A 24,762-nucleotide genomic window follows, 5' to 3' on the forward strand; every position below is an offset into this window, starting at 1 on the left:
ACTCTAAAATTATTTGATATTGGCTCCATTTGTATGGATGACTTCTTGATACCACGCAAAACTCTTTTTAGGACTTCTTGCGTAAGTTCCCGTTCCATCATCTTGTTTATCTACATAGATAAAACCATAACGTTTTTTCATCTCACCAGTTGTGGCAGATACCAAATCAATTGGTCCCCACATCAAATATCCAAAACAATCCACACCATCTTCTTGTACTGCATCAATGATGTTTTTAATATGATCATTCAAATAAGAAATACGATAATTATCATCGACGATTCCTTGTTCATTCACTACATCGACAGCACCTAGGCCATTTTCTGTAATGATAATAGGAAGACCATAACGACGATATGTATAATTCAACAAGTACCGTAATCCTACTGGATCTACTGTCCAACCCCAATCCGATTGTTTAAGATAAGGATTTTCCATTCCTCCAAAATATGTAGCGTTACCATCCATATCTTCTTCGATAGCACGCACTTCAGTTGCATAATAATTCAACCCAATAAAATCTAGAGTTCCTTCTTTGAAAGCTTGTTTATCCTCATGAGTGATATCCACGATGATATCATTACGTACATATTCTTTTATCTTATATTCTGGAAAAGCACCATTGCACATAGCATCTATTTGATAGAAATCACGATCCATATCCTTAAATGCTTGTAGTACATTTTCTGGTCTACAGTTTTTTGGATAATAAGGAGTGATACCAAATACACAACCTACTTGATTGGATGGATCAATCTCATGAATGCATGCACATGCTTTTACACCTGCTAAGGTCATATGATAACCAATACTAGCAAGGTCTTGTTTCTTATTTGTTAACTCGCTGTATTTTACACCTGCAATCATATAAGTAAAGATATCACTAACTTCACTCATTGGATCTAAATGATTCATCTCATTAAAGGTCACCCAACGATGGACCTTTCCTTTTAATGAAGTAACCACACTTCTACAAAACTTCACATATAAATCAATAGTTTTACGATTCAACCATGCTCCGTATGTTTTCACAATGTTCATTGGTAATTCAAAATGATAGAGTGTTACCATTGGTTCTATATGTAACCGTAGCATTTCATCGATGACATCATGATAGAACTGCAATCCTTCTTGGTTGGGTTCTTCTTCATCTCCCATAGGATATATTCTAGACCAATCGATAGAGATGCGTAGGGTTTTAAAACCCATCTCTGCCATCAAGGCAAGATCTTCTTTATAACGATGATAGAAATCAATCCCTGTATGAGAGGGATAGTAATATCCCTCTTCTAGTACAGAAGATATATGTCTAGGAGTTTCATACGTTCCATTGCTCACAAGATCCATAATTCCTAAACCTTTGCCACCTTCAAGATAAGCACCTTCACATTGATGTGCCGCAATACTTCCGCCCCATAAGAAATCTTTAGGGAATGGTGTTTTCTTCATAGATTACTCCTGTGCAGCAGCCTCTTCCTGCTGTGCTTTTTTCTCATTTAAATATTCTCTTTTATCTGCCATTTTAAAGAATGGATAATATACGATAATACTAATTAGAACGACCGCAATTGACCAAACACCCGTTGAAATTGCACCATTTGACATAACAAATCCAATCGCAACTGGAGGAAGTGTCCAAGGAACCATACCTACTGTTGGCATAGCGATAACTCCTAAATCCATTAACATATAGGTAGAGAATGCTAGAATACCTGGTAATAACACGAATGGAATTAAGAAGATTGGGTTGAAACAAATTGGAGTACCAAAGATGACTGGTTCATTGATGTTAAAGATACCAGGACCAATAGACATACGTCCCATTGTTTTCATAGTTTTACTCTTAGAACGAATTGCCATTAAGATTACTAATCCAATAGTAGCTCCTGTACCACCTGCCCAAATCATAGTATCTGTTGCATAAGTTGCGGCATATTGAATGGTTTCTCCTGCTTTAAATGCCGCTTCATTCATTGCCCCATTTTGCATAATGAACGCTTGTACCACTCCGATAACAACAGCTGAGTTGATACCACAGAAGAATACTAAACCACATAACATATGATAAATTGCATATCCCCAAGGCGTATTGATAGCTCCTGATAATGGAGACATCATAGTTGCTAAGATATCGTTGATATTAAATCCAAAGATTAAAGAAACAGAACCAAATACAACAAGAATTAAGACCGCTGGAATAAGTGAAGAGAAAGATTCGCTAACTGCTTCAGGTACACCTGCAGGCATTTTAATAACCAAGTGTTTTCTCTTAAATAAATCAATCACTTTTACGGTTACAAATCCAATGACCATAGCAGTTAATAAACCACTAGAACCTAAACCTCCAATATTCAAAACTCCATCTAAAGAGATTTGTGTTAATAAGAATGCTGAAACAGATGTAATTATACTTGAGAATATATCTGCTTTGTATTCTACAGCCGCATAGTATGCCATACTAGCTGCAGTAAATAATCCCATCATTCCGGTTGTACAGTTATAAATTGCATTTAGAAACGGAGAAGCTGGTTGTAAGAATTTTGCGACTGCATCGATTGGAAAGCTTGTTAATAAAATCGAAATACTACCAATGATAAGTAGTGACATCGTTGCACACATCGCATTACGTATAATCGTTAAAACTTTGTTGGAGCCGACTTTGATCGCAATCGGCATCAATTTACTTTCAATAAATGTTGAAACAGTATCCATTTTAATATCCTCCCTGTCATCTCTTTCTATTTGAAAGAGCATGTTTGAAAGAACCTTTTTCCCATCCATGCTTCCATAGTCATCGCGATTGACTACGTACATTGGCTTACCAGCGTCATCTGCCAGTTTTTTGAGATGATCATATTCATGAAATAGCTGAGGCGCAATTAAAATGACATCTGATCGGTCGATATATTCATATAGCATATCGACACCAATAGAGCCTATCTTAATATCTTGTCTTCCTATACGGATTGCTTCTTCTCGCATTGCCTTTACTAAGATGCTGGTTGAGAAGCCCGAACAACAGCATAACAGAACATTCACATTAGGTTCCTCCTCACCTATAATTATAAGGATTATGGATACTACTTGTAGCGAACGAATTGCCACATACATTGTGGCAGTTCTTATTGAAAGATATCGTTGTCGTTTGTTTGTGTCTTTGTTTGTTGGTTCAAAATATCTTTTAAAGTCTTGATGGTAGGGGCTTTTTCAAACTCTTGCATGAGGGAACGATTTGTTACAAGCGTTGCTAGTGCTTCATGAAATTGTTGAAGGGACTGTGTTTCATCTTTCTTCACACACATTAAGAATACATAACGCACTTGTTGATGCACCCAACGAATGTTACGTTTTAAAATACCAACACTTACAAAGGTTTCATCACACATTGCTTTCATGGGATGAGGCATTGCAACGAAGTTTCCAAATTCCGTACTTGCTATCTGTTCACGTTCAAATACAGATGCCATAAACATATCTGGTAGAGGATGAACCTTCGATGTACGTGTAATCATTTCAGTGATGATTTCTTCTTTTGTTTTTCCTTCGATATCTTCAAAGAACAAAGCATCATCAAAGTAACGATCGACAACACTAGTATCCCCTTGTTCTAAAAACGCATCAGATAATTGTACGATATCTGCATCATTTAAGAAGTATTGCACTTGAATTACCGGAATGCTGGTAGGAAAAGGGATTGGTACTGTCGTTAGAATAAAATCATAATGGCTTTGATCAATCGTTTTTAACTTATACATTTCAATCACTTGTGTATCTTGTAATTGTTGTTGAAAACGTTGTCGTAATTTATACATCAATATTTGTGAACTACCTGCTCCACTCGCACATACAACGATGATGTTCTTCTTCTTTTGTTTCTTACTTTCTGCACGTTCCATTGCTAATGCATAATGCAAAGCTAGATATCCCATCTCTGATTCACTCATAGAAAAATGCAAGGTACGAGTAATGACATCAGCGGATAACACTGCAATTTCAAACGCTTGATGATGTTCACTCTTAATATCTTCCAACAATGGGTTTTGCATAGGAAGTCCATAACGCAAACGGTTTAACATTGGTTGAAAATGCAACGCTAATACCGTATATAGTTCTAAATCGGAAAAGAAGTCATACCCATACTGTTGTTGTATTTCATCAAAGGTAGTACATAACAATTCTTCTATCTCTTGTGTAATTGCATATTCACGATGATATTGTAATGTCTTTTTTCCCATAAGATGAATGGCTATATAACATGTCTCTACGGGTTTTAAGTTTACCTTCATTGCTTCATTTAAACGTTGTACTAAAAGCATTGCGACTTCATATTCTTTCGTACCCAAGATGTCCTGATAAAGTTCTAAGTTATCTTCACTTTGCTCACGAACTCTTTGTAAAGCAATAGAAATATGAATGATTAAGTTTTGAAACCCAATATCACTCAAACGAAATCCTGTTTCATCCAAGGTTTCAAATAGGATATCTCGTATTAAAGTTTGTTGTTCATTCATTGGATTTCGTTTAGAAAAAAGTTCATCCATCGTATCCGTGTGAAAAAAATATTGCGATATACAGGAACGTTTATGCATCTCACTTCCTTCGATACGTAGTCCATATGCGGGTTTACTATTTAGCTTTAAATGGAAGAAACGCAACCTCTCACGTACTTCTTTCATATCATTTTGTAAAGTAGAGCGACTTATGAAAATTTCATCTGCGACATCATCTAACTTTACATAGTCATCATTGCTCAACAACAATTTAATTAAGTAATTGATACGATCCTCTGGATATACTGGTAGTAATCGTTGGGAATCTTCTTCCTCTTTTAAAAGTGACGCAATAAATAAATGATACGCACTCTCATCAATGATTTGTAAACGATACCCCGTTCCATGTTTCGAATCAATCATTAACCCATTCTTACGAAATTCTATATTATACTTCGTGATATCATCTCGAAGTGTTCTTGGACTGATGGATAATCCTGCACATAATTCTTCACTCTTCATATATCCTTCATGATTCATCAATAGTTTTAAGAATACAATCATGCGATTATTTTTTGTAGACATATTCATACCTCTCATTCATTGTAATTGTATCGTATTGTTCTATAATTGTAAAAGGCTTCCCTATGCAATTTCTTCCATTTCTAAAAAAAAAACAAGTTTTCACTTGTTCGCTATACACCTTACTTACTAGAAATGTGCATAATGTTTTTCAATTGTATAGAAATGGTACCGTCTGGATTGTTTTGAAATTCCACTAAATCTTTAGAGTTCATAAAATCAATAGGAATGATCAATTCAATTCCTCTATCTGTCTTTATCTTTTGTACGACATCCGCTTTGGTAGGTTTAACGTATTCTACTTCTACATCCTTTTCTACCCCTTTTGTCTTGAGTTCTTCTTTAAACTCACTTTTCGCAAGAGGTTTATCGACAAACAATACGTTTGCGACTTCTTCTATATTGATAGGTGTTTGCGCGGTTACATTCTCTTGTATAATTCCCTTCATCTTAGGAAGTATTTCCATTTCATTCATATCATATTTATCTACGATCATTTCACATGTTTTACTAATGGATTTCATTGCCTCTTTATAGGATGGTTCATTGCTTGTTTGTAGAATGATATCCGCAAATACATTTACTTTCTCTGCTTCAATTTCTATCTTTGTTTCAATCGTTGAAACACTTAAATCACTTAGTTCTACAAGGAATACACGATCATCTTTAATCAAGTTACTAGAAATCAATGAGGAGCTAGAACAAATCACATTGCATGTTTTATCACTTTGACGTATATCATGCGTAATTCCTTCATGGAAGGCATTATCAATACCGATTAGGTAACGTCTACCCTCATTCATAACAATTGCTACAATCAAGTCACTGGATGCATATAAACCATATTTCATCTTCATATCAAAAATACTACGGGCTATCTTCTCACTCATTTCCTCAAATGATACTTGTCCATCCTTATAACGTTCTACACATTCACGAAACGCAGACCCTTCTTGAAAAACTCCCTTTTTCTTTTGTGCACTCGCAAAGATCTTTGTTGCTTTACTTTGCAATATGGTATCTAGTGTTTCATCTGTTTCATCCATACATTCATCACTAATTACACATGTGTTATGTTCGCTATCCAATATATGTAATATTACATTTTCAAAAGTTAACATTTTATAATCCCCTTTTCATATGGTATTATGATACCGTATTTCAAGGCAATTTGCAAAAGCGAAAATTGTAAAAAATGCAAATCACAAACCTATCACATAAATTGTTTATAAAAAAATGATATGATGAAGAAGTACTGTGAAAGAAAGAGGAGAATGCATGGAGAAAGCGATTTTTTCAAAAGTGGATTTAAATAACGAAGATTGTACATTAGCAAATGAATATTTGGATTGTATCAAAGATTTGCTAGGTCTTGATCAAATTAACGAGTTACAAGATTATGTACAACATATGCATACGTCAAGATTTCAACACTCTCTCAACGTTTCCTACTATACCTTTTTATTAGCAAGAAAGTTTCATTTAGATGCTTATAGTGCCGCTAGAGCAGGTTTATTACATGACCTATACTTATATGATCGTCATCATGATGAAATCCCCTTTGAAGGGAAACATCGTAGTGCACATCCAAAAGTAGCTTTAGAGAATGCTAGAAAAGCAACGATGGTAAATGCCATTATTGAAGATGCTATCTTGCATCATATGTGGCCAATTACCTTTCATCGTCCAAAAACAAAAGAAGGCTTGATTTTACAAGCCATAGATAAATATTGTGCATTATCAGAAGTACTTCAACAGTGTGGTCGTAAAATTCGTTATAACCGATTCACATTGTGTTATGCACTCATAAGAAAATAAACCTTACTCCTAAGAATAAGGTTTTTATTAACTTTATTGCAGTAATGGCATACTTCCTGTTAAAAAATTTACTTTCTTTTTAGGACCACAAATCGCAATCCCCATATAAACTAAATCCTTTTGAGAAACATGCTTCATCTTTTCTATGTATTCTTCATACGCTTTACACTCTTGTGCTTGTAACGTAAAATCTACACAGAGTACATCTTGATACGCTTCTTGATATAAAAGTTCACGTAATTCTTGGATTTTACTGGCATCTGCCTTCAATATAGGAACAGGAAATGTAATCACTCCAAGGTGCTGGTTGAAATCTTTATCTCGGACGGTTGTTCCTACAATTTCAGGTTTCAATTTCCCTAGCGTAATTCCCATCACTGCCGCCGTATTCGCAATGATTCCAAGTGGTAAATGTTCATCGATTACCATTACACATTTTTCATTTTGACTCATATTATACCTTCTTTCTATCTACTACATAATCATAGAATAGATAGAAATGTATTTCTTGTATAATATAGTCAACATGCATGTAAATCTATTTTACACCATATTCATCATAATACGCATCAATTGCTTTTTTAAGCTCATCGTTAATGATGATTTCTCCCTTGTACTCTTTGTTATATAAGTGTTCTACAACATCTGCCATAGAAACGATCGCACTTGTTTCAAAGCCATATTTCTCTTTGACTTCATCCAATGCGCTTTGTGTTCCTTTTCCTTTTTCCATACGGTTTAAAGAAACAATCAATCCCTTAATTTCTACATTCCCTTGTGCTTTTAAAATTGGGTATGTTTCTTCGATGGATTTTCCTGAAGTAGTTACATCTTCAATGATGACAACACGATCACCATCTTGCAATTTCGCACCTAATAAGATACCAGTATCCCCATGGTCTTTTTCTTCTTTACGATTACAACAGTATTTAATGTCTACACCATACAGTTTTGAAATTGCCATTGTTGTTGCGACTGCAAGAGGAATTCCTTTGTATGCAGGTCCAAACAATACATCAAAGTCTAGTCCATAAGTATCATGGATTGCTTTTGCATAGTATTCTCCAAGTTTTGCTAGTTGACTTCCAGTTACATAACCTCCAGCATTCATAAAGAAAGGAGATTTTCTTCCACTCTTTAATGTAAAGTCTCCAAATTTTAAAACTTTACTATCCACCATAAATTCAATAAATTCTTGTTTGTATTGTTCCATTTTTCTATCCTCCATGTATTTTTTTCGTTGTTTATACGCCATAGAATATGTCATATAAGTCTTTACAATAGTATCATATTTGGGGAGTTTTTTCAATTCGTGCTACCTTTTAAATTATAGAATTCTTATATCCCCATTCTTTACAATCTAATTAATTTTTATAAAAGTTATCAAACAAATTAACATCTGTCTTTTATTTCTACTGTCTTCTAAGAAAATCAAAATCGCTTAGCAATGTATCATAGTTTTAGAAAGGTATTCACCTTAATAAACTACACGAATGAGCAACTAGTCAAAATTGTAGTATTCAATTGTCAAAGAACAAACTTTAGTTTTAAAACACTAAATTCTTGTTTTTCAATAATTCATCTATTATGAAATGCATTCCATTTTTATCATGCAATCGAATAATTGTACATATCTTTTTTCCAGCATCCTTGCTAGAAGAACCACAAACATAAAATTTCTCACGGTTAGTTCCGTAATCAACCACAATAAAGCGATCATGTATATTAGGAGCGAACTTTAGAGATAAAGATGGATACTGAATGTTAAACTTTTTTACTTCCGTTTTAGATAACCTAGGTTCCCCTTTATTACTAGTAAAAATTGTTATATCAACATTCTCTTGTTTATACTTTAACAAATTCAACGTATCTATATTTATGTAATCATCTATGATATAGATATTTTTTTCAGCCTGTTTATAAATATTGATATAGGTTTCAACCGCATCAAAAACTTGTCCATCTAGAAATAGTTTCTCTTTGATATTATCTTCATTAATGAAGTTATCCATGATTTTGTTTATATCAGCTTCATGTTTATCTAAACGACTGATAATGTTAGATAATTCAGTGTTGCTTAATAACGATTTGTTCTCTGCTAAATAATGTTTCATTTCTTTAAAAGATCGCATGATATAAATACTTTGTTGTGTGGCTATATCATTTTTAAGAATCGTTGCAACCATATAAACTCCTTGTTCTGTAAAGACATATGGATTACTTCTAGACATCGTATGTATATTTGCGGTGCCATTTTGGCACCACAAATTATATGTCTCATCTTTCGACAATTGAAACATGAAATCATCTGGAAACTTTTCAATATTTCTCTTTACTTGTCTATTTAGATTTTTAACTTCTGTTCCATACAATCGTGCCAAATCACTATCTAACATTACATGTTGTCCACGAATTACGTGAACTAAATCTTTGAATTCTTTATCTTTTGTAATTATTTCATTCATCTAATTACCTCCCTTCAATATATATACGGAATTAAATGTAAAAATCCTAAATTTTGTGAAATTATTTTTTTTGTTCGCATTTTGCAACCACGTGTTTTAGCAAAGTATTCTAAGATAATTTTCTTTATATTGCTTCAAAATAACTGATAAATATTTACTATTGTATTAGCCAACATCTTCAGTATCCATTATGCTTGATAAAATAAATGCTCAAATTGCACGTAAATACGATGAAATGCAAGCACGTTAAGTTTTGTGCACACCCAACAAAGAAATATTTAGCAAGACTTTTAAAGTATCTACTTTTTTTATAGACTCGTTTCTTCCATCCATAATCTAACAGTTACCTTCCATTTTCTGCGATAAAAATTAGTTTATTTTTTAATATCAGGAGAGAATGTTTGAAACTTTAGCAGTGAATTACCCCTTACGACAAAAAGTGAATATGCTGTTGTCTCATGTATTCATATAAAATTTAAAATTTCTTTTTATAGTATCCCCCATCCATATCTATTACGATTTTTTTATAATCATATCATTATCCTATTTATGTATTGGATTAAGTATAGGATAAACAGCGTAAAAAAAGAAGTGATTTTGTTGTTCACTTCTTGTTTGATTAGTTCATCATCGCTTCGATATCAAGATATGTTTGTTGAGGATTTGCACTCCCTGTAATGCTACGTCCTACAACGATATGGTTACAGCCTTCTTCTTTTGCAAATGTTGGTGTCGCAACTCTTTTTTGATCGTTTACATTATCATCCGCTAAACGAATTCCTGGAGTTACAGTTAAGAAGTCATTTCCACAAGCTTCATGAATTGCACGTGCTTCATGTACACTACATACCACTCCATCAAGTCCTGCCTCTTTGGCATTCTTTGCATAGTTGATAACACAGTCTATTACTTCTCCTGGAATACCAAGTTCTTCATTCATTGCTTCTTTTGAAGTGGAAGTAAGTTGTGTAACACCGATGCATAATGGACGTTTTCCACCCATTGCGCCTTCTTCTAAACCTTCCATTGCAGCTTTCATCATAGCGATTCCACCAGCACAGTGAAGATTCACAATATCAACATCCAACTTCGCTAAGTTTTTCATACCACCTTTTACAGTATTAGGAATGTCATGTAATTTTAGATCTAAGAAAATATGATGTCCTAATGCACGTACATCTTTTACGATATCCAATCCACATGCATAAGTAAGCTCCATCCCAATTTTTACATAGATTGGTTCTTGAAACCCTTTTAGGAAATTCATAACTTCTTCTTTTGTTGAGAAATCTAATGCAACGATTGTTTTATTCATAGTCTATGACTCCTTCCAACAGCTTCTTCTAAACTGTTACAACCATATTTCTTTAATACCTCTGGTAATTCTTCGATTATTTTTACACAGCAATATGGATCCACAAAGTTTTGCATACCCACTTCTACTGCACTTGCTCCTGCATATAAGAATTCTAATACATCTTCTGCACAAGTGATACCACCAACTCCAATGATAGGAATAGAAACTGCTTGATACACTTGATATACCATACGTATCGCAACTGGTTTGATGGCAGGCCCACTCAATCCACCTGTAACATTTGCTAAGATAGGTTTTCCTGTATGTAAATCCAAACGTACTCCCATTAGGGTATTGATTAAGACGATGCCATCTGCTCCAGCTTCTTCTACTGCTTTTGCGATTTCCACAATATTTGTTACGTTGGGAGATAGCTTAACATAAACGGGTTTAGTTGCGGCTTCTTTTGCTAAACGAGTGACATGAGCAGCTAATTGTGGATCAGTACCAAGTCCAATACCACCATGTTTTACATTTGGACAACTTATGTTTAGTTCATATGCTTTTACGACATCACTATCATTTAGTTTATGAATAACTTCTACATATTCTTCTTCACTTGCTCCAGCTACATTCGCAATAATTTCTGTATCAAATTGTGCAAGCCAAGGCAATTCTTTTTCCATAATCACATCCACACCAGGGTTCTGTAATCCAATGGCATTTAACATGCCCATTGGAGTTTCCGCAACACGTGGTGTAGGGTTTCCATAACGATAGGCAGGTGTTGCACTTTTAATCGCAATTCCACCTAACACACTTAAATCATATAATTCGGCGTATTCTCTTCCAAAACCGAAACACCCACTTGCTGGAATGATTGGATTCTTTAGATTTAAACCAGGTAATTTTACATGCATATCCATTAGAATTCCACCTTTCCAATTGGGAAGACAGGTCCATCTTTACATATTTTATGGTACAAGTTTTCTTCTTTTTTATCTTTCGCAACACATGCCATACAAGCACCAATGCCACATGCCATACGACTTTCAAAGGACATATATCCACGTTGATAGTTCGCTTCCACTGCCTTTAACATAGGGCGAGGTCCACAACTACAAACAAAGTCACATGTGATATTAGCATCTTCAATACCATCCATTACAGTTCCTTTAACACCATAAGATCCATCCATTGTAGAAATTACAACATGACAACCTAAGGCTTTGAATTCTTCTTCATAGAACACACTGTCTGCATCATTGAATCCAAGAACGACATGTACTTGTTTTTGTAGCTTACGATATTGTTTGGCTACTTCAAATAATGGAGGTACACCAACTCCCCCACCAATTAATAATACTTCCTCTTCTTCATTGTGAATCGGATAACTACTACCTAAAGGACCAAATACATTCATAGATTGACCAGATGTCAATGTTGTTAATTTCTTTGTTCCATCTCCAACCACTTTGTATACAATGACAAAGTGCATATCTTCTATGGAAGATATGCTAATTGGTCTTCGTAATAAATATCCATCCACTTTTATATTCACAAATTGACCAGGCAACATGTCTTTCGACATGTTGGCCTGTAATACCATACGGTAGGTATCTTTTGCAATTTGTTCATTTTGAAGGATGATAGCTACTTCTTCCTGCATACTTATTTCTCCAATTCATTCATTGAGATTGCGGTAAATGTTTGAGATTCTAGTACTCTTAAGATCGCATTCGCAGTATCTAAGGATGTGAAACATGAGATGTTGTTCTCTGCCGCTGTACGTCTGATTTCAAAGCCATCAGCGCTTACTGATTTGCTAATGCTCATGGTATTTACGACATAGTTTACTTTACCTTTTCGAATCAATTCTACGACATTGCTGTGTTTATCTTCATCAATTTTTGAAATTGTTTGTACATACAATCCTTTTTCTTCTAGATATTTCGCAGTACCTTTGGTAGCGTAGATGCCATATCCAATATCTGAGAAGCGCTTCGCAATCTTATAACCTTCTTCTTTATCGATATCAGCGATGGTCATTAAGACATTTCCGTGTGTTGGAATCTTAACTCCACTCGCTATCAATGCTTTGTATAATGCTTTTTCAAGTGTTGTATCACTTCCTAGTGCTTCTCCTGTTGATTTCATTTCAGGTCCAAGTGTTGTATCTACGCTACGTAGTTTTGCGAAGGAGAATACTGGTGCTTTTACGAAATGGCGATCACATTCAGGATGCACACCTTCTTCATACCCTTGTTCTTTTAAGGAATGTCCAAGTACACAGCGTGTTGCTACATAAGACATTGGAACTCCTGTGATTTTACTTAAGAATGGTACCGTACGTGAAGATCTAGGGTTTACTTCAAGTACGTATACTTTATCATCTTTATCGACAATGAACTGAATGTTGTACAATCCAATGAAGTGGAATCCTTTTCCAATTCTTGTCGCATAATCGATGATTAGATCTTTTACTTTTTGAGATGCTGTTGGCGCAGGATATACTGAGATAGAGTCTCCAGAGTGCACACCCGCACGTTCGATATGTTCCATGATACCAGGAATGAACACATGTTCTCCATCCGCTATCGCATCAATTTCCATTTCTTTACCAACGATATATTTATCTACTAAGATTGGGGCATCATGACTAATTTCTTTTACTGCAGTTGCCATATAGATGCGTAAGTCATCATCGTTGTGTACGATTTCCATAGCACGTCCACCTAGTACATAGGAAGGGCGTACAAGGACAGGATAGCCTATGCGATTTGCGATATCGATTGCTGCTTCTACTTCGATTGCAGTTTCTCCCTTTGGTTGTGGGATATCGAGTGTATGAAGCATGGCTTCAAATTCATGACGATCTTCTGCACGATCGATGTTTTCTAATGATGTTCCTAAAATCTTAACACCACGTTCTACCAATTTATCGGCTAAGTTGATTGCTGTTTGTCCACCGAACTGTACGATGACACCAAGTGGATTTTCTAAATCGATGACATGCATTACATCTTCGATTGTAAGTGGTTCGAAGTATAATTTATCTGAAATTGAGTAATCTGTAGATACCGTTTCAGGGTTGTTGTTGATAACGATTGCTTCATATCCACACTCACGGATTGTTTTTACACAATGCACGGTAGCGTAGTCAAACTCTACACCCTGTCCAATACGAATTGGTCCAGATCCTAAGACAACGATTTTTTCACGTTCACTGCGAATACTTTCATTTTCATGTTCATATGTGGAGTAAAGGTAAGGTGTACCAGATACATATTCACCTGCACAAGTATCTACCATTTTATATACTGGTGTAATTGCATTGGCTTTTCTTGTATCGTAGATTTCTCTTTCGTCTACGTTCCATTTACGAGCGATGAAGCTATCCGCAAATCCACGTTTTTTAGCTTCTAATAAAACTTCTAAGTTTCCTTTGTTTTCTTCGATTTCTTTTTCGAAAGCTACGATTGCACGGAAACGATATAGGAAGTAACGATCCATTTTTGTTTCTTCATGAATTTCATCTACGCTAATACCTTTACGTAACAATGCTGTGATTGCATAGATTCTTTCATCATCGCGTTTCTTAAGTTTATCCCAAAGTTCATCTACACTTAAAGCGTTGATATCTTTTTGTTCTAAGTGATCAGTTTTCATTTCTAAGGAACGAATGGCTTTTAAGATTGCTTCATCGAAGGTACGTCCCATGGACATAACTTCTCCTGTTGCTTTCATCTGTGTACCAAGGGTACGATCTCCTTTTGGGAATTTATCGAATGCAAACCTTGGAAACTTCGCAACTACGTAGTCGATACATGGTTCTACACATGCATAGCTAGTTTGAGTCACTGGATTGATAATTTCATCTAATGTTAAACCAACCGCAACTTTTGCTGCTAATTTCGCAATTGGATATCCAGTTGCTTTAGAAGCTAAGGCGCTTGATCTTGATACACGTGGGTTAACTTCGATTACATAGTATTTGAAGGAAGAAGTATCCAATGCTAACTGTACGTTACATCCTCCACATATTTTTAATGCACGAATGATTTTCATTGCAGATGCACGCATGATTCCACATTCTCTATCTGTTAGGGTTTGTGTTGGTGCTACTACAATGGAATCTCCTGTATGAATTCCTACAGGGTCAACGTTTTCCATATTACATACAACGATTGCATTGTCCGCATTATCACGCATTACTTCATATTCAATTTCTTTATATCCCGCAATACTTTGTTCGATCAAGCACTGGTGTACAGGAGACATTTTCAATCCGTTTTCACAGATATCTTCTAATTCTTCTTGGTTGTGGGCAAATCCACCGCCTGTTCCTCCTAATGTAAAGGCAGGACGTACAACTACTGGATATCCATTCGTAGAAGCAAATTCAATGGCTTCTTTTACGCTATGAACAATGACACTCTCAGGTACTGGTTCTCCAATTTCATACATCAATTCACGGAATTTATCACGGTCTTCAGCTTTTTCAATTGCATCTAATGTAGTACCTAATACTTCTACTCCACATTCTTCCAAAATTCCTGTTTCTGCTAATTCTACAACTAAGTTCAATCCTGTCTGTCCACCAAGACTTCCTAAGATTGCATCTGGTCTTTCTTTATAAATAATACGACTTGCGAATTCAATCGTTAATGGTTCAATATATACTCTATCCGCTACAGCGGTATCTGTCATGATGGTCGCAGGGTTAGAGTTGATCAATACAACTTCATATCCTTCTTCACGAAGTGAGGTACAAGCTTGCGTTCCTGCATAGTCAAATTCTGCCGCTTGTCCGATTACGATAGGTCCTGAACCTATCACCATAATTTTCTTAATATCTGTTCTTTTTGGCATTATTTTGCACCTCTTTCTTTCATCATTTCACAGAAATCATCGAAGATGTAATTCACATCATCAGCACCTGGTGCCGCTTCTGGTTCAAATGATAAGGTAATGAGTGGGTATGTCTCATGCTCAAATCCTTCAATAGAGTTATCGTTCAATGCTTTATAAGTGACAATCAAACCTGTCCCTTCAATTGAATTTTCATCTACATCATAGCCATGATTTTGAGCTGTAAATTCAATTTTATTCTTCTTTAAATTACGTACTGGAGAACTATTTCCATGATGTCCGACCTTCATCTTCACAACTTTCGCACCTGCGGCAGCCGCAATCACTTCATGTCCTAATCCAATTCCTAACATCGGAATCTTACCAAACAATTCTTTTACACTTTCTAATGTTTCAGGAATTTCTTCTGGTGCTCCTGGACCTCCAGATAAAACAACACCATCTGGATGAATCGCCAAGATATCTTTTGCGCTCATATTGTAAGGCACGACAACCAAATCACATCCTCTTAAGTTAAATTCACGAATAACCGCAAATTTTGTACCTAAGTCTACCATGACTACTTTTTGTCCACGGGAAGGAATTGGGAATGGTTTTTGTGTAGATACCACTTGTACTCCATCCTTTGGTAAGTCTGTTCCTTTCATCATTTTAAGGATTGCTTCTACATCTGCATCTTCCTCAGCCATCATTGCCTTTAGCACTCCATGATCACGAATTTTACGAGTAATTTCACGCGTATCAATATCCGCAATTCCTGGAATCCCTTTTAATTTCATAAACTCATTTAAAGTCATATCGCTTCTCCAATTGCTTGGTTCCTCGCAGAAATCTTTGACTACAAATCCAAATACTTGTGGAGAAATACTTTCAAAATCATCGCGATTGATACCACAACTTCCAATGGTTGGAAATGTCATCATAACGATTTGTCCATAATAGGATAAATCAGAAATAATTTCTTGGTAGCCACTCATTCCCGTTTGGAAAATAAGCTCTCCCATCTTGTAGTTGTCGCTTCCAAAAGCCTTACCTTTGTACACACTGCCGTCTTCCAAGATTAACAATCTCTTTTTCATAGGTGTTCCTCCTTGTCATATATGACTTTACCTTTTACATATGTCTTCTCCACTTGACCATAACATTTCCAACCATGGAATGGAGTGTTATGTCCTAGGGAGTAGAACTCATCTTTATTGATCGCAAATTCTTGATCTAGATTTACTAGTATCATATCCGCGATATATCCAGGCGCAAGTTTTCCAATGCGCTGCATACCAAATCGTTTTGCTGGTGCTTCACTCATCCAATGAATCAGCTGTTCCAGCGTAAATATGTTTAATTCTTTCACGAATCTTGTATATAACAGAGGAAAGGATGTTTCCAAGGCAACAATGCCAAATGGTGATGTCTCCATTCCTTTGTTTTTCTCTTCTTCACTATGTGGAGCGTGATCATTGGCAATCATATCAATGGTCCCATCCAATAATCCTTGAATGAGAGATTGTTGATCTTCCACACTTCTTAGAGGTGGGTTCATTTTTTCATTTGACCCCATCACATCCATTTCATTTAACAATAGATGATGTGCAGTAACTTCTCCACTGCAGTTTACACCCTTCGCTTTATATTCTCGCAAATATTCTACGCTTTCTTTCGCACTCATATGACATACATGATACTTACATCCGCTCTCTTGTGCCAACTTCAAATCTCGATGAAATTGTTCATATTCACAAGCACTCGGTATTCCAATGAAGTTCATCTCTTTATTTCGTATACCTTCATGCATGCAAGCCAAAGGAGCACGATATTTCATATCTTCCGTATGTGCAACGATCATTCCATCCAAACGTTTGCATTCTTCCATTGCGGATTTCATTATATCTTCGCTACTCACACCAACACCATCATCACTGAATGCATGAATACCTAACGCAGATAAACCTTCCATATCACTCAGCTCATGACCTTTTTCCCCTTTGCTAATACACGCATAAGGAATCACATTCACAAGCGCATCTTGTTTTATCTTCTCTAAATAAGATTTCATCATTTCAACATTATCCGGATACGGAATAATGTTGGGCATCGCCATAATGGTTGTAAATCCTCCATGAGCCGCAGCTTTTGTTCCGGTAAGAATTGTTTCTTTATGCTCATACCCTGGTTCTCTTAGATGTACGTGAACATCCACAAGACCTGGCAACAAGGTAGCCCCATTTGCTTCGATAACTTCTTCTGCTAATGCTGGATCGATATGTTCACTAATTTCTTTGATTTCCACTTCATCAAAGAGGATATCCATGCGTGTTGTTTCATTTCCATGAGTTATCATCTTTGCTTGTCTGATCAGTTTCATCTTCTTACCTTCTTTCTTTTGTTATGTATTTAAAATTCGTTATACCCCAAAGCTCTTTTCAAGACCGCTTTACGTACCAAGACACCATTCTCCATTTGTTTGAAGATTCGACTATTGTGAGCTTCTACTAAATCACTATCGATTTCCACCCCACGATTGACTGGTGCTGGATGCATAATAATGGCATTTGGTTTCATCGTTGCGGCTCTTTCTTTGGTAAGTCCATATTGTTTTAAATATTCTTCTTTGCTCATCTTCATCGTGCTTTCATGACGTTCATGTTGAATGCGCAACATCATGACCACATCCCCCCAAGCAACTGCTTCATCTACGCTTTTATAATGTTCATCTTTTTCCACCCATGCTTCAGGTCCTGAGAAACAAATCTCTCCCCCAAGCAATTCCATTGCCTCTTTGATACTTTTCGCAACACGTGAGTGAGTAATATCACCAATCACTGCAACCTTAATTCCTTCAAATGTTTGAAATTCTTGATAAATAGTTAATAAATCAAGCAAACACTGGGTTGGATGATTTCCACAACCATCCCCTGCATTTAAGATTGGAATGTTAATTTGTTCTAGTTCATGAAAGTATTCATCCTTACTATGACGAATCACCACTGCATCATATCCGATACTTTCAAACGTCTTCACTGTATCGTATAGACTTTCTCCTTTTTCTACGCTACTGCCTTGTGCACTGAAGTTTTCAACACTACATCCCAATTGATGTTGAGCAGAAGCAAATGAGAAATGCGTACGCGTACTTGCTTCAAAAAAAAGATTAGCAACCAAAGCTCTTTTTGGTAATTGCCAATCTTTATGAGAACATGAAAACGCATTCGCATCGTGGAGGATATGAAAAATCTCTTCTTTCGTTAAGTCACATATTTTCAATAGACTATCTTTGTTCATAAGTACCTCCTATAAGCTTCAAAAAAAAGACCATTTTGTTATACAAAAGGGCCTTTACGATGGTTCGAAAGAGTTGTTTGCCTTAATGACCTCTCTGGATCAAGTTAAAGGACCTTTTATCGTTTTATATTGTATCACATATCTGAAATAATACAAGATTTTTTTCGTCCTTCACACAATTTTTTTGATGTAATTTATTTCCAATAATACATCATTCTTTTTTATGTCTAACAGTTTATTTTTGTTTTTCAATCATTTGTACGATATATAGATTTAGTTTATTTTCAAATTGGTCTAAAGCGTTTATGATTTCATCAAATGCAGGATAACTACCATAAATCATTTTTTTCATCATATCATAATCTTTAGAGAATTTTTCAATGCCCTCTTTATTAGGTATTAGCTTACAATTCCCTATTAATATTTCATCATAACAAGCCCAATTACATGGATAGAATTTCTTTTTGAAATTAACTACCATTTTTAAAAGTTCTAAATCTGCTAAAGATTCATCCGCAATCCCTATTTCAATCATTCTATATATATCATAATAGTGTCTTGAGTATCGCATTGGATAATTTCCATTTGTACGCATAGCCTCTCTATGAAGGATTGTGATTTTTTCGAAAAATGTTCTTACAACACTCATGGTTCTCACTGTTATTTCTTTATGATCAAACAAACTTGGATAAACATCTGCTATATAAGATCTTAATGTTTTCGTATGCGAAGGTACAGGTTCAGCTAACACACCTATTTCTAAACGCAAAATCTGTAAAATAGAAGTGTCTTGATACGCTCGCGGATATCGAAAACATATGGTTTGTTGATCTACCTTATCCATATATAAATCAAATTCGTCATGGATTAATTTTTTTAAATCTCTCTTTATGACTGGAATCCAAATTTCATTGATATACTTCTCAGTTTTCACATCCGCTTTATGATTATAGAAATTCTGCTGTCGATTACTTCGGATTTTATACGCCTCATCTTTTAACACTCCCAAAGCCGCCCAATCTAATGCTAAATCAATATCTTCAGAAAAACGTTCTATACAATTATAGACTTTCGATAAACTTGTCCCGCCTTTAAAACAAATAAACTCTTTATATTCAAAAGAATTAAATAAATAATCCAACACAAAACAAACCCAGAAATCTTTTTCAACGATAGCTTCTGGAAGATTCATTTTTTCCGCTGTATTGACAATCAATCTATTTCTATCCTCTAATCCTAATTCCAAAAATTTATTCATCAAAACCTCCTATTATTGCTTTTATGATTTCATATATCCAAGCTGGCGCTGATTTGGTTTCCTTTAGCAAATCTTCTTTAACATATGCATTTATATAAAATTTCATAAGTTTGATATCTTTTTCAGTAATATTATCTCTTCCTAATGTTTTAATACTTTGTATGATTAAAGAAACGGGTTGTGAGTATTTGGAAATCATTCTATTCGATGTATGTTTGAATTTTATAACCTTATTTAAATATGTAAACTCCCTATATGGTCCATCACTCAAATATTCACATACCGCTGGAATTTGTGTGGAAATCCCTATTTGATTAAGTGCATTTTCGCCAAATGGCGCAATATTCCAAGCATATCTATCCGCGATTTTCCGGGCTAATTCATGGACTGTTGGGTAACTATATTCTTGGACTGCTTCTATAAAATAAGGTATTGTATAGTACCCATCTATCAAACGAAATATCTTATGTTCGATGCAAAGCCTAGATAATGCTTTACGAATTGCATCGTGATTACCCAGATCGTAAAAATCATTATTTGAAAAAATAGTACCACTAGGCATTTCTTCCATCCTAGTATAAATAGCCTCACCCAATGATAGTTCCTTCATAGCATCGCTCCTCTGTCACAATTATTATACACTTTTTGTGACAGAAACACAATATAAAAAACAGACAACCCTTATCTTGTCTGCTTAACATCCTGTAATATTCTTTCACTTTGATAAAAGAAATTTTGAAACTTCAATAACATTTCTTGATTTTGAATCAGAATCAAATGATCATACTCTTCTTTTTTTATACCATCATTAAAATCATACAAGAATGCATAGCTATGATAAAATCTTTGCATTGCGTGCGTATCTTTCGCTTCTTTTGTATATTGTGCTGTAAAAAGCATGAGACAAGGAATGATACGTTCAATACTTTCATGAAGTGCAACTAAACTTTTTTTGACTTTGGATGAGCGAAGGTATGGATTTCTTTCCCATACACTCCCTTTTCCACAATCCTTTAAACAAAGACGTAATACATGTATTTGTTTCGCCAGTTGTTCACTATAAGATATGAATTCACTCATGTGGATTTCCTACTCTTCTTATAATGTTTTCAATAGGAGTCGCATTATGATAACTTAATACATATTTTTTCTTGATATTTTGTTCTTCTGTTTTTAAGTCTAGGGTTACACTTGGTAGTTCTTCATTGGTGTCGATACTCAATTTCATAGAAATTGTAGTATATGGATAGTCTATGTCTTCCAATCTAACAAAGTTCTTCTTGAAATGCCATTTGAAATACCTATCCTTCATTTCCCAACTTTGGAATTGGTCAAAGATTTCTTGATTGAATTCTACTTCTATACAACGAGGATACTCTTTGAATCGTTCTTGCATAACTTTTCGAAAGTGCGCTTGTTGTTTCTTTTTTGATTCTATTTGTTTTTGTATTTTGCGATTTACAATCGCTTGGATGTTTTCTTCATTCATTGCTTTATGTTGATCAAAAGCTACATGAATTGCCATCAAATCAAGAGAATCAGTTAATGCATTATGCTCCACTTCTCCATGTATTTCAAAAACTAATTTCATATCATCTAAAGATAATGTAGGAGATACAATTTTCCCCTGATAAGTAACATGCGGAGAAATAAGTTTTTGAATATCCATCACTTCTTGAAAGATATCTTTGGTATCGATATTTTCAAATGTACAATGTTGTAATATGGTGCGTTTATCATCAGGTCCAAAGCTAAACATTTGAACTTGACTACGTTTCTTCCCAATTCCACACATCCATTTCGAAAATTCTTCCATTACATCTTTTAAACTTCTGGATGAGCGAATGGTTTCATCACTCAACTTTGTCATACGATGGACAACTCTTGTGAGTCTTTGGAATTGTTGTGGATATACAGTTTCATAAAATCTACCCAACTCTTGCCCATGAACATCACTTATAACCGCACCGATTGAAATCACTCTTTGATGAAATTTACGTTGTATCTTCACCGCATCAAATTCCGCATCCATATACAAACGATACATTGGTGCTTCTTTAAATTTATGATTATTTACACGATAGATAACATGAGGCATCTCCATACCATAATAGTGTTTTACTACTTCTCCACACACTTTCATAGCATTTGCAGATGCGACTTTTCTACTTGCTTCATTATCTTCACGGATGATGGAATAGACACAAGGAAACTTTAACGTATCGAAGGCGTACCATTTACATGCTTTCGCTGCTTCTATTGCATATCCTTGATGCCAAAACTCTTTCTTCAATAAGTATCCAATTTCCCAAACATCTTCACTCTCTATATGTTGACGTGTAATTCCACACTGTCCTACCATCACTTGATCTTCTAAACGGATCATTGCCCATAAGCCAACACCATCTTCTTGATATCTTTGTAGCTGGCGCTTTAACCATTCTCTAGCCTCTTCAAGACAAAAAGCGTGTGCATATGCATACATCACTTCTTCATCGCATAACATTTGACACAGATCATCAAAGTCTGTTTCACACATCTCTCTTAGCATCAATCTTTTTGTCTTCAATATCATGAGCAATTCCTCCATGACCATTATTATAAAGGGTACTTATATAAAAGGTAAAGAAAAATAAACATTCTTGTTATATAATATAGAAGAAAGTGGTGATTTCTATGGCAAACAAGCCAATTGTATTCATCGGTTCTACCGTTGTAGATGTGTTGATGAACCTCCCTCACTTACCTAACAGTAGTGAGGATATCAATGTACAAAGTCAAAGTTTATCATTAGGTGGATGTGCCTTTAATGCATCTTGGATGTGTCAATTACTTGGTGTTGATTATCTTTTGTTCTCTCCTATTGGAACAGGAGTGTACGCAGATTATATTCGAAAAGAAATGCATAACTTACATCTTGCCCCTTCTATATTACAAAGTGAAGAAGAAAACGGATGTTGTTATTGCTTGATTGAAGAAAATGGAGAACGTTCTTTTTTGAGTTATCATGGGGCGGAGTATAAGTTTAAGAAGGAATGGTTTACACTTCTAGATCAACAAGATGTGGATACGGTATATGTTTGTGGTCTAGAATTAGAAGAAGAAAGTGGTATCTATATTCTTGAATATCTAGAACGCAATCCTCATGTAACGATTTATTTTGCATGTGGGCCTAGAATTCAACATATCCCTAAAACCAATATGAAACGCATTATGAAATGTCATCCTATCTTACACCTCAATGAAGAAGAAGCCTTACAATATACATCTTGTTCTACTTTACTAGAAGCACTACAAGAATTATACAAACAAAACCAAAACCTCATCCTCGTTACCTTAGGTAGAAATGGATGTGCATATTTTGATGGACACACTTACACGCACATCCCAATTGATGAAGTAAATGCTATTGATACAACAGGTGCAGGTGATTGTCATATAGGTTCTTATATCGCCTATCGCACTATGCACACAACGATCGAAGAAGCATTAACCAAAAGCAATCATATTGCAAAAGCAATCGTCTCTAAAAAAGGAGCCATCTTAAGTACAACTGAATTTGAGCATTTAAAAAGTGAATCCCAATGATTCACTTTTTTCATCTATATAAGCTAATACTACTATACTTCTCTTAATTCTCCTGTAAGTGAATCCATAACAAACCCATAAATGCGAACATCAGAAGGAATGAGTGGATGTTCATGCAAAAGCTGTATACTTCTAAGTACAGATTCTTCTACATCCGCAAAACCACCTAACCATTCGTCAAAATCAATTCCACAATACTGCATTGTATCAACGACTTGAGAGGAAACACCTCTACTACGCATCTTCTGTAACATTTCAATACTATCCATATGTTGAACACCACAATCCGTATGTCCAATGATCATGATATCTTCTACACCAAGATCATAAATTGCGATAAGTAAACTTCGTACTGCACTTCCAAAGGGATGAGAAATCACTCCCCCAGCATTCTTAATAATCTTTGCGTCTCCATTTCGAATACCCAAAGCAGCTGGCAACAACTCAATTAAACGTGTATCCATACAAGTAACAATTGCAAGTTTCTTTCCAGGAAACTTACTTGTTTGAAATGGCTCATATTTCTTTTCTTTTACGAATTCTTTGTTGTACTTTAAAATTTCATGTACCATAAGATCACCTCTTAAACATGATTATAGCATAATATCATCTAAAAATTGTGTGAATGTTTTCTTTTGAAATATAAGGATACCATAATAAAATATCATATTTAATATCGCAATCAATAAGAATACAATGGCATAATCTTTTCTTGTATCCTTATGAAAACCTTTCTTTAAGACAACGGTAAGCTTTGTTTTGTTCTCAATTGTATATGGCGTAACATTCACATCAACGGATGTCTTCAAATCATAGGAATCCTTACTATCTACTGTAATCGTATAGTTCCCTATTTCCATATTGGAAATCGCAACATTTCCCTTTTCATCACTATTGTAAGTTCTACTATGATGATTTCCATCATTCACTACTTCTAACCTTACCCCTTCCAAACTCTCTTGTTGTTCATCTACTACATGTATCACAAAATCCTCCTCTTCCCCATAAATAGTAACCGTACACATCATAAACCCCAAACCAACTAACAACCATCCTTTTTTCATTCTATCACCTACATCATCTTATGTAGTCATGTACCTAGATATGAAAAAA

General features: G+C 35.1%; 22 protein-coding genes. 2 read left to right on the forward strand and 20 right to left on the reverse strand.

Annotated elements, in window-relative coordinates:
• Positions 1-9: 9 nt before the first annotated feature.
• From ACWG0P_RS08765 to ACWG0P_RS08780, 4 genes are all read right to left on the reverse strand, one after another.
• A complete protein-coding gene (locus ACWG0P_RS08765) occupies positions 10-1,449 on the reverse strand; it encodes a glycoside hydrolase family 1 protein (protein ID WP_455801396.1) in 1,440 nt (479 codons plus the stop codon).
• Positions 1,450-1,452: 3 nt separating this feature from the next.
• Positions 1,453-3,039 (reverse strand): PTS transporter subunit EIIC, encoded by a 1,587-nt coding sequence (locus ACWG0P_RS08770; RefSeq protein ID WP_455801397.1) that lies wholly within the window; start codon positions 3,037-3,039, stop codon positions 1,453-1,455.
• A gap of 83 nt (positions 3,040-3,122) precedes the next feature.
• Positions 3,123-5,075, reverse strand: coding sequence for a BglG family transcription antiterminator (locus ACWG0P_RS08775; RefSeq protein ID WP_455801398.1), 1,953 nt, complete (start codon positions 5,073-5,075; stop codon positions 3,123-3,125).
• Positions 5,076-5,194: 119 nt separating this feature from the next.
• A complete protein-coding gene (locus tag ACWG0P_RS08780; protein ID WP_455801399.1) occupies positions 5,195-6,193 on the reverse strand; it encodes a nucleoid-associated protein in 999 nt (332 codons plus the stop codon).
• A gap of 157 nt (positions 6,194-6,350) precedes the next feature.
• Here ACWG0P_RS08780 and ACWG0P_RS08785 point away from each other — a divergent pair, with 157 nt between their 5' ends.
• Positions 6,351-6,890 (forward strand): HD domain-containing protein, encoded by a 540-nt coding sequence (locus ACWG0P_RS08785; RefSeq protein ID WP_455801400.1) that lies wholly within the window; start codon positions 6,351-6,353, stop codon positions 6,888-6,890.
• Positions 6,891-6,923: 33 nt separating this feature from the next.
• Here ACWG0P_RS08785 and ACWG0P_RS08790 read toward each other — a convergent pair whose 3' ends face one another.
• The 14 genes from ACWG0P_RS08790 to ACWG0P_RS08855 all read right to left on the reverse strand — a co-directional run bounded on the left by ACWG0P_RS08790 (position 6,924) and on the right by ACWG0P_RS08855 (position 22,636).
• The gene (locus ACWG0P_RS08790) at positions 6,924-7,343 is read right to left on the reverse strand and encodes a DUF2000 domain-containing protein (protein ID WP_455801401.1); all 420 of its coding nucleotides are present in this window, start codon (positions 7,341-7,343) and stop codon (positions 6,924-6,926) included.
• A gap of 85 nt (positions 7,344-7,428) precedes the next feature.
• A complete protein-coding gene (gene pyrE, locus ACWG0P_RS08795; protein ID WP_455790039.1) occupies positions 7,429-8,103 on the reverse strand; it encodes an orotate phosphoribosyltransferase in 675 nt (224 codons plus the stop codon).
• A gap of 334 nt (positions 8,104-8,437) precedes the next feature.
• Positions 8,438-9,355, reverse strand: coding sequence for an ORF6N domain-containing protein (locus tag ACWG0P_RS08800; protein WP_455801402.1), 918 nt, complete (start codon positions 9,353-9,355; stop codon positions 8,438-8,440).
• A gap of 619 nt (positions 9,356-9,974) precedes the next feature.
• The gene (pyrF, locus tag ACWG0P_RS08805) at positions 9,975-10,670 is read right to left on the reverse strand and encodes an orotidine-5'-phosphate decarboxylase (protein WP_455790041.1); all 696 of its coding nucleotides are present in this window, start codon (positions 10,668-10,670) and stop codon (positions 9,975-9,977) included.
• On the reverse strand, positions 10,667-11,578 hold the full coding sequence (locus ACWG0P_RS08810) for a dihydroorotate dehydrogenase (protein ID WP_455801403.1): 912 nt from the start codon (positions 11,576-11,578) through the stop codon (positions 10,667-10,669). Before ACWG0P_RS08810 ends, pyrF begins: the two co-directional genes overlap by 4 nt.
• Complete coding sequence (locus tag ACWG0P_RS08815) at positions 11,578-12,321, reverse strand: dihydroorotate dehydrogenase electron transfer subunit (RefSeq protein ID WP_455801404.1); 744 nt, start codon at positions 12,319-12,321, stop codon at positions 11,578-11,580. The genes ACWG0P_RS08810 and ACWG0P_RS08815 overlap by 1 nt, the downstream gene beginning before the upstream one ends.
• Before the next feature lie 2 nt (positions 12,322-12,323).
• Positions 12,324-15,524, reverse strand: coding sequence for a carbamoyl-phosphate synthase large subunit (gene carB / locus ACWG0P_RS08820; RefSeq protein ID WP_455801405.1), 3,201 nt, complete (start codon positions 15,522-15,524; stop codon positions 12,324-12,326).
• Complete coding sequence (locus ACWG0P_RS08825) at positions 15,524-16,603, reverse strand: carbamoyl phosphate synthase small subunit (protein WP_455801406.1); 1,080 nt, start codon at positions 16,601-16,603, stop codon at positions 15,524-15,526. The genes carB and ACWG0P_RS08825 overlap by 1 nt, the downstream gene beginning before the upstream one ends.
• Positions 16,600-17,886, reverse strand: a complete 1,287-nt coding sequence (locus ACWG0P_RS08830; RefSeq protein ID WP_455801407.1) for a dihydroorotase — start codon at positions 17,884-17,886, stop codon at positions 16,600-16,602. The genes ACWG0P_RS08825 and ACWG0P_RS08830 overlap by 4 nt, the downstream gene beginning before the upstream one ends.
• A gap of 29 nt (positions 17,887-17,915) precedes the next feature.
• The gene (locus ACWG0P_RS08835) at positions 17,916-18,803 is read right to left on the reverse strand and encodes an aspartate carbamoyltransferase catalytic subunit (RefSeq protein ID WP_455790047.1); all 888 of its coding nucleotides are present in this window, start codon (positions 18,801-18,803) and stop codon (positions 17,916-17,918) included.
• A 235-nt stretch (positions 18,804-19,038) separates the two neighbouring features.
• A complete protein-coding gene (locus ACWG0P_RS08840; RefSeq protein WP_455801408.1) occupies positions 19,039-20,061 on the reverse strand; it encodes a nucleotidyl transferase AbiEii/AbiGii toxin family protein in 1,023 nt (340 codons plus the stop codon).
• Complete coding sequence (locus tag ACWG0P_RS08845; RefSeq protein ID WP_455801409.1) at positions 20,054-20,671, reverse strand: DUF6088 family protein; 618 nt, start codon at positions 20,669-20,671, stop codon at positions 20,054-20,056. The genes ACWG0P_RS08840 and ACWG0P_RS08845 overlap by 8 nt, the downstream gene beginning before the upstream one ends.
• A 71-nt stretch (positions 20,672-20,742) precedes the next feature.
• Positions 20,743-21,141: a hypothetical protein gene (locus ACWG0P_RS08850; protein ID WP_455801410.1), complete on the reverse strand. Its 399-nt coding sequence runs from the start codon at positions 21,139-21,141 to the stop codon at positions 20,743-20,745.
• On the reverse strand, positions 21,134-22,636 hold the full coding sequence (locus tag ACWG0P_RS08855) for a GNAT family N-acetyltransferase (RefSeq protein ID WP_455801411.1): 1,503 nt from the start codon (positions 22,634-22,636) through the stop codon (positions 21,134-21,136). Before ACWG0P_RS08855 ends, ACWG0P_RS08850 begins: the two co-directional genes overlap by 8 nt.
• A gap of 101 nt (positions 22,637-22,737) precedes the next feature.
• Here ACWG0P_RS08855 and ACWG0P_RS08860 point away from each other — a divergent pair, with 101 nt between their 5' ends.
• Complete coding sequence (locus ACWG0P_RS08860; RefSeq protein WP_455801412.1) at positions 22,738-23,649, forward strand: PfkB family carbohydrate kinase; 912 nt, start codon at positions 22,738-22,740, stop codon at positions 23,647-23,649.
• 32 nt (positions 23,650-23,681) lie between these two features.
• Here the strand turns inward: ACWG0P_RS08860 and ACWG0P_RS08865 are convergent, their stop codons facing one another.
• Both ACWG0P_RS08865 and ACWG0P_RS08870 read right to left on the reverse strand, forming a co-directional pair.
• Entirely contained in the window at positions 23,682-24,221 is a 540-nt protein-coding gene (locus ACWG0P_RS08865; RefSeq protein ID WP_455801413.1) for a beta-class carbonic anhydrase, read from the reverse strand.
• A 21-nt stretch (positions 24,222-24,242) separates the two neighbouring features.
• Positions 24,243-24,713 (reverse strand): carboxypeptidase-like regulatory domain-containing protein, encoded by a 471-nt coding sequence (locus tag ACWG0P_RS08870; protein WP_455801414.1) that lies wholly within the window; start codon positions 24,711-24,713, stop codon positions 24,243-24,245.
• Positions 24,714-24,762: the final 49 nt, after the last annotated feature.

It is taken from the genome of Amedibacillus sp. YH-ame6, assembly GCF_053848845.1.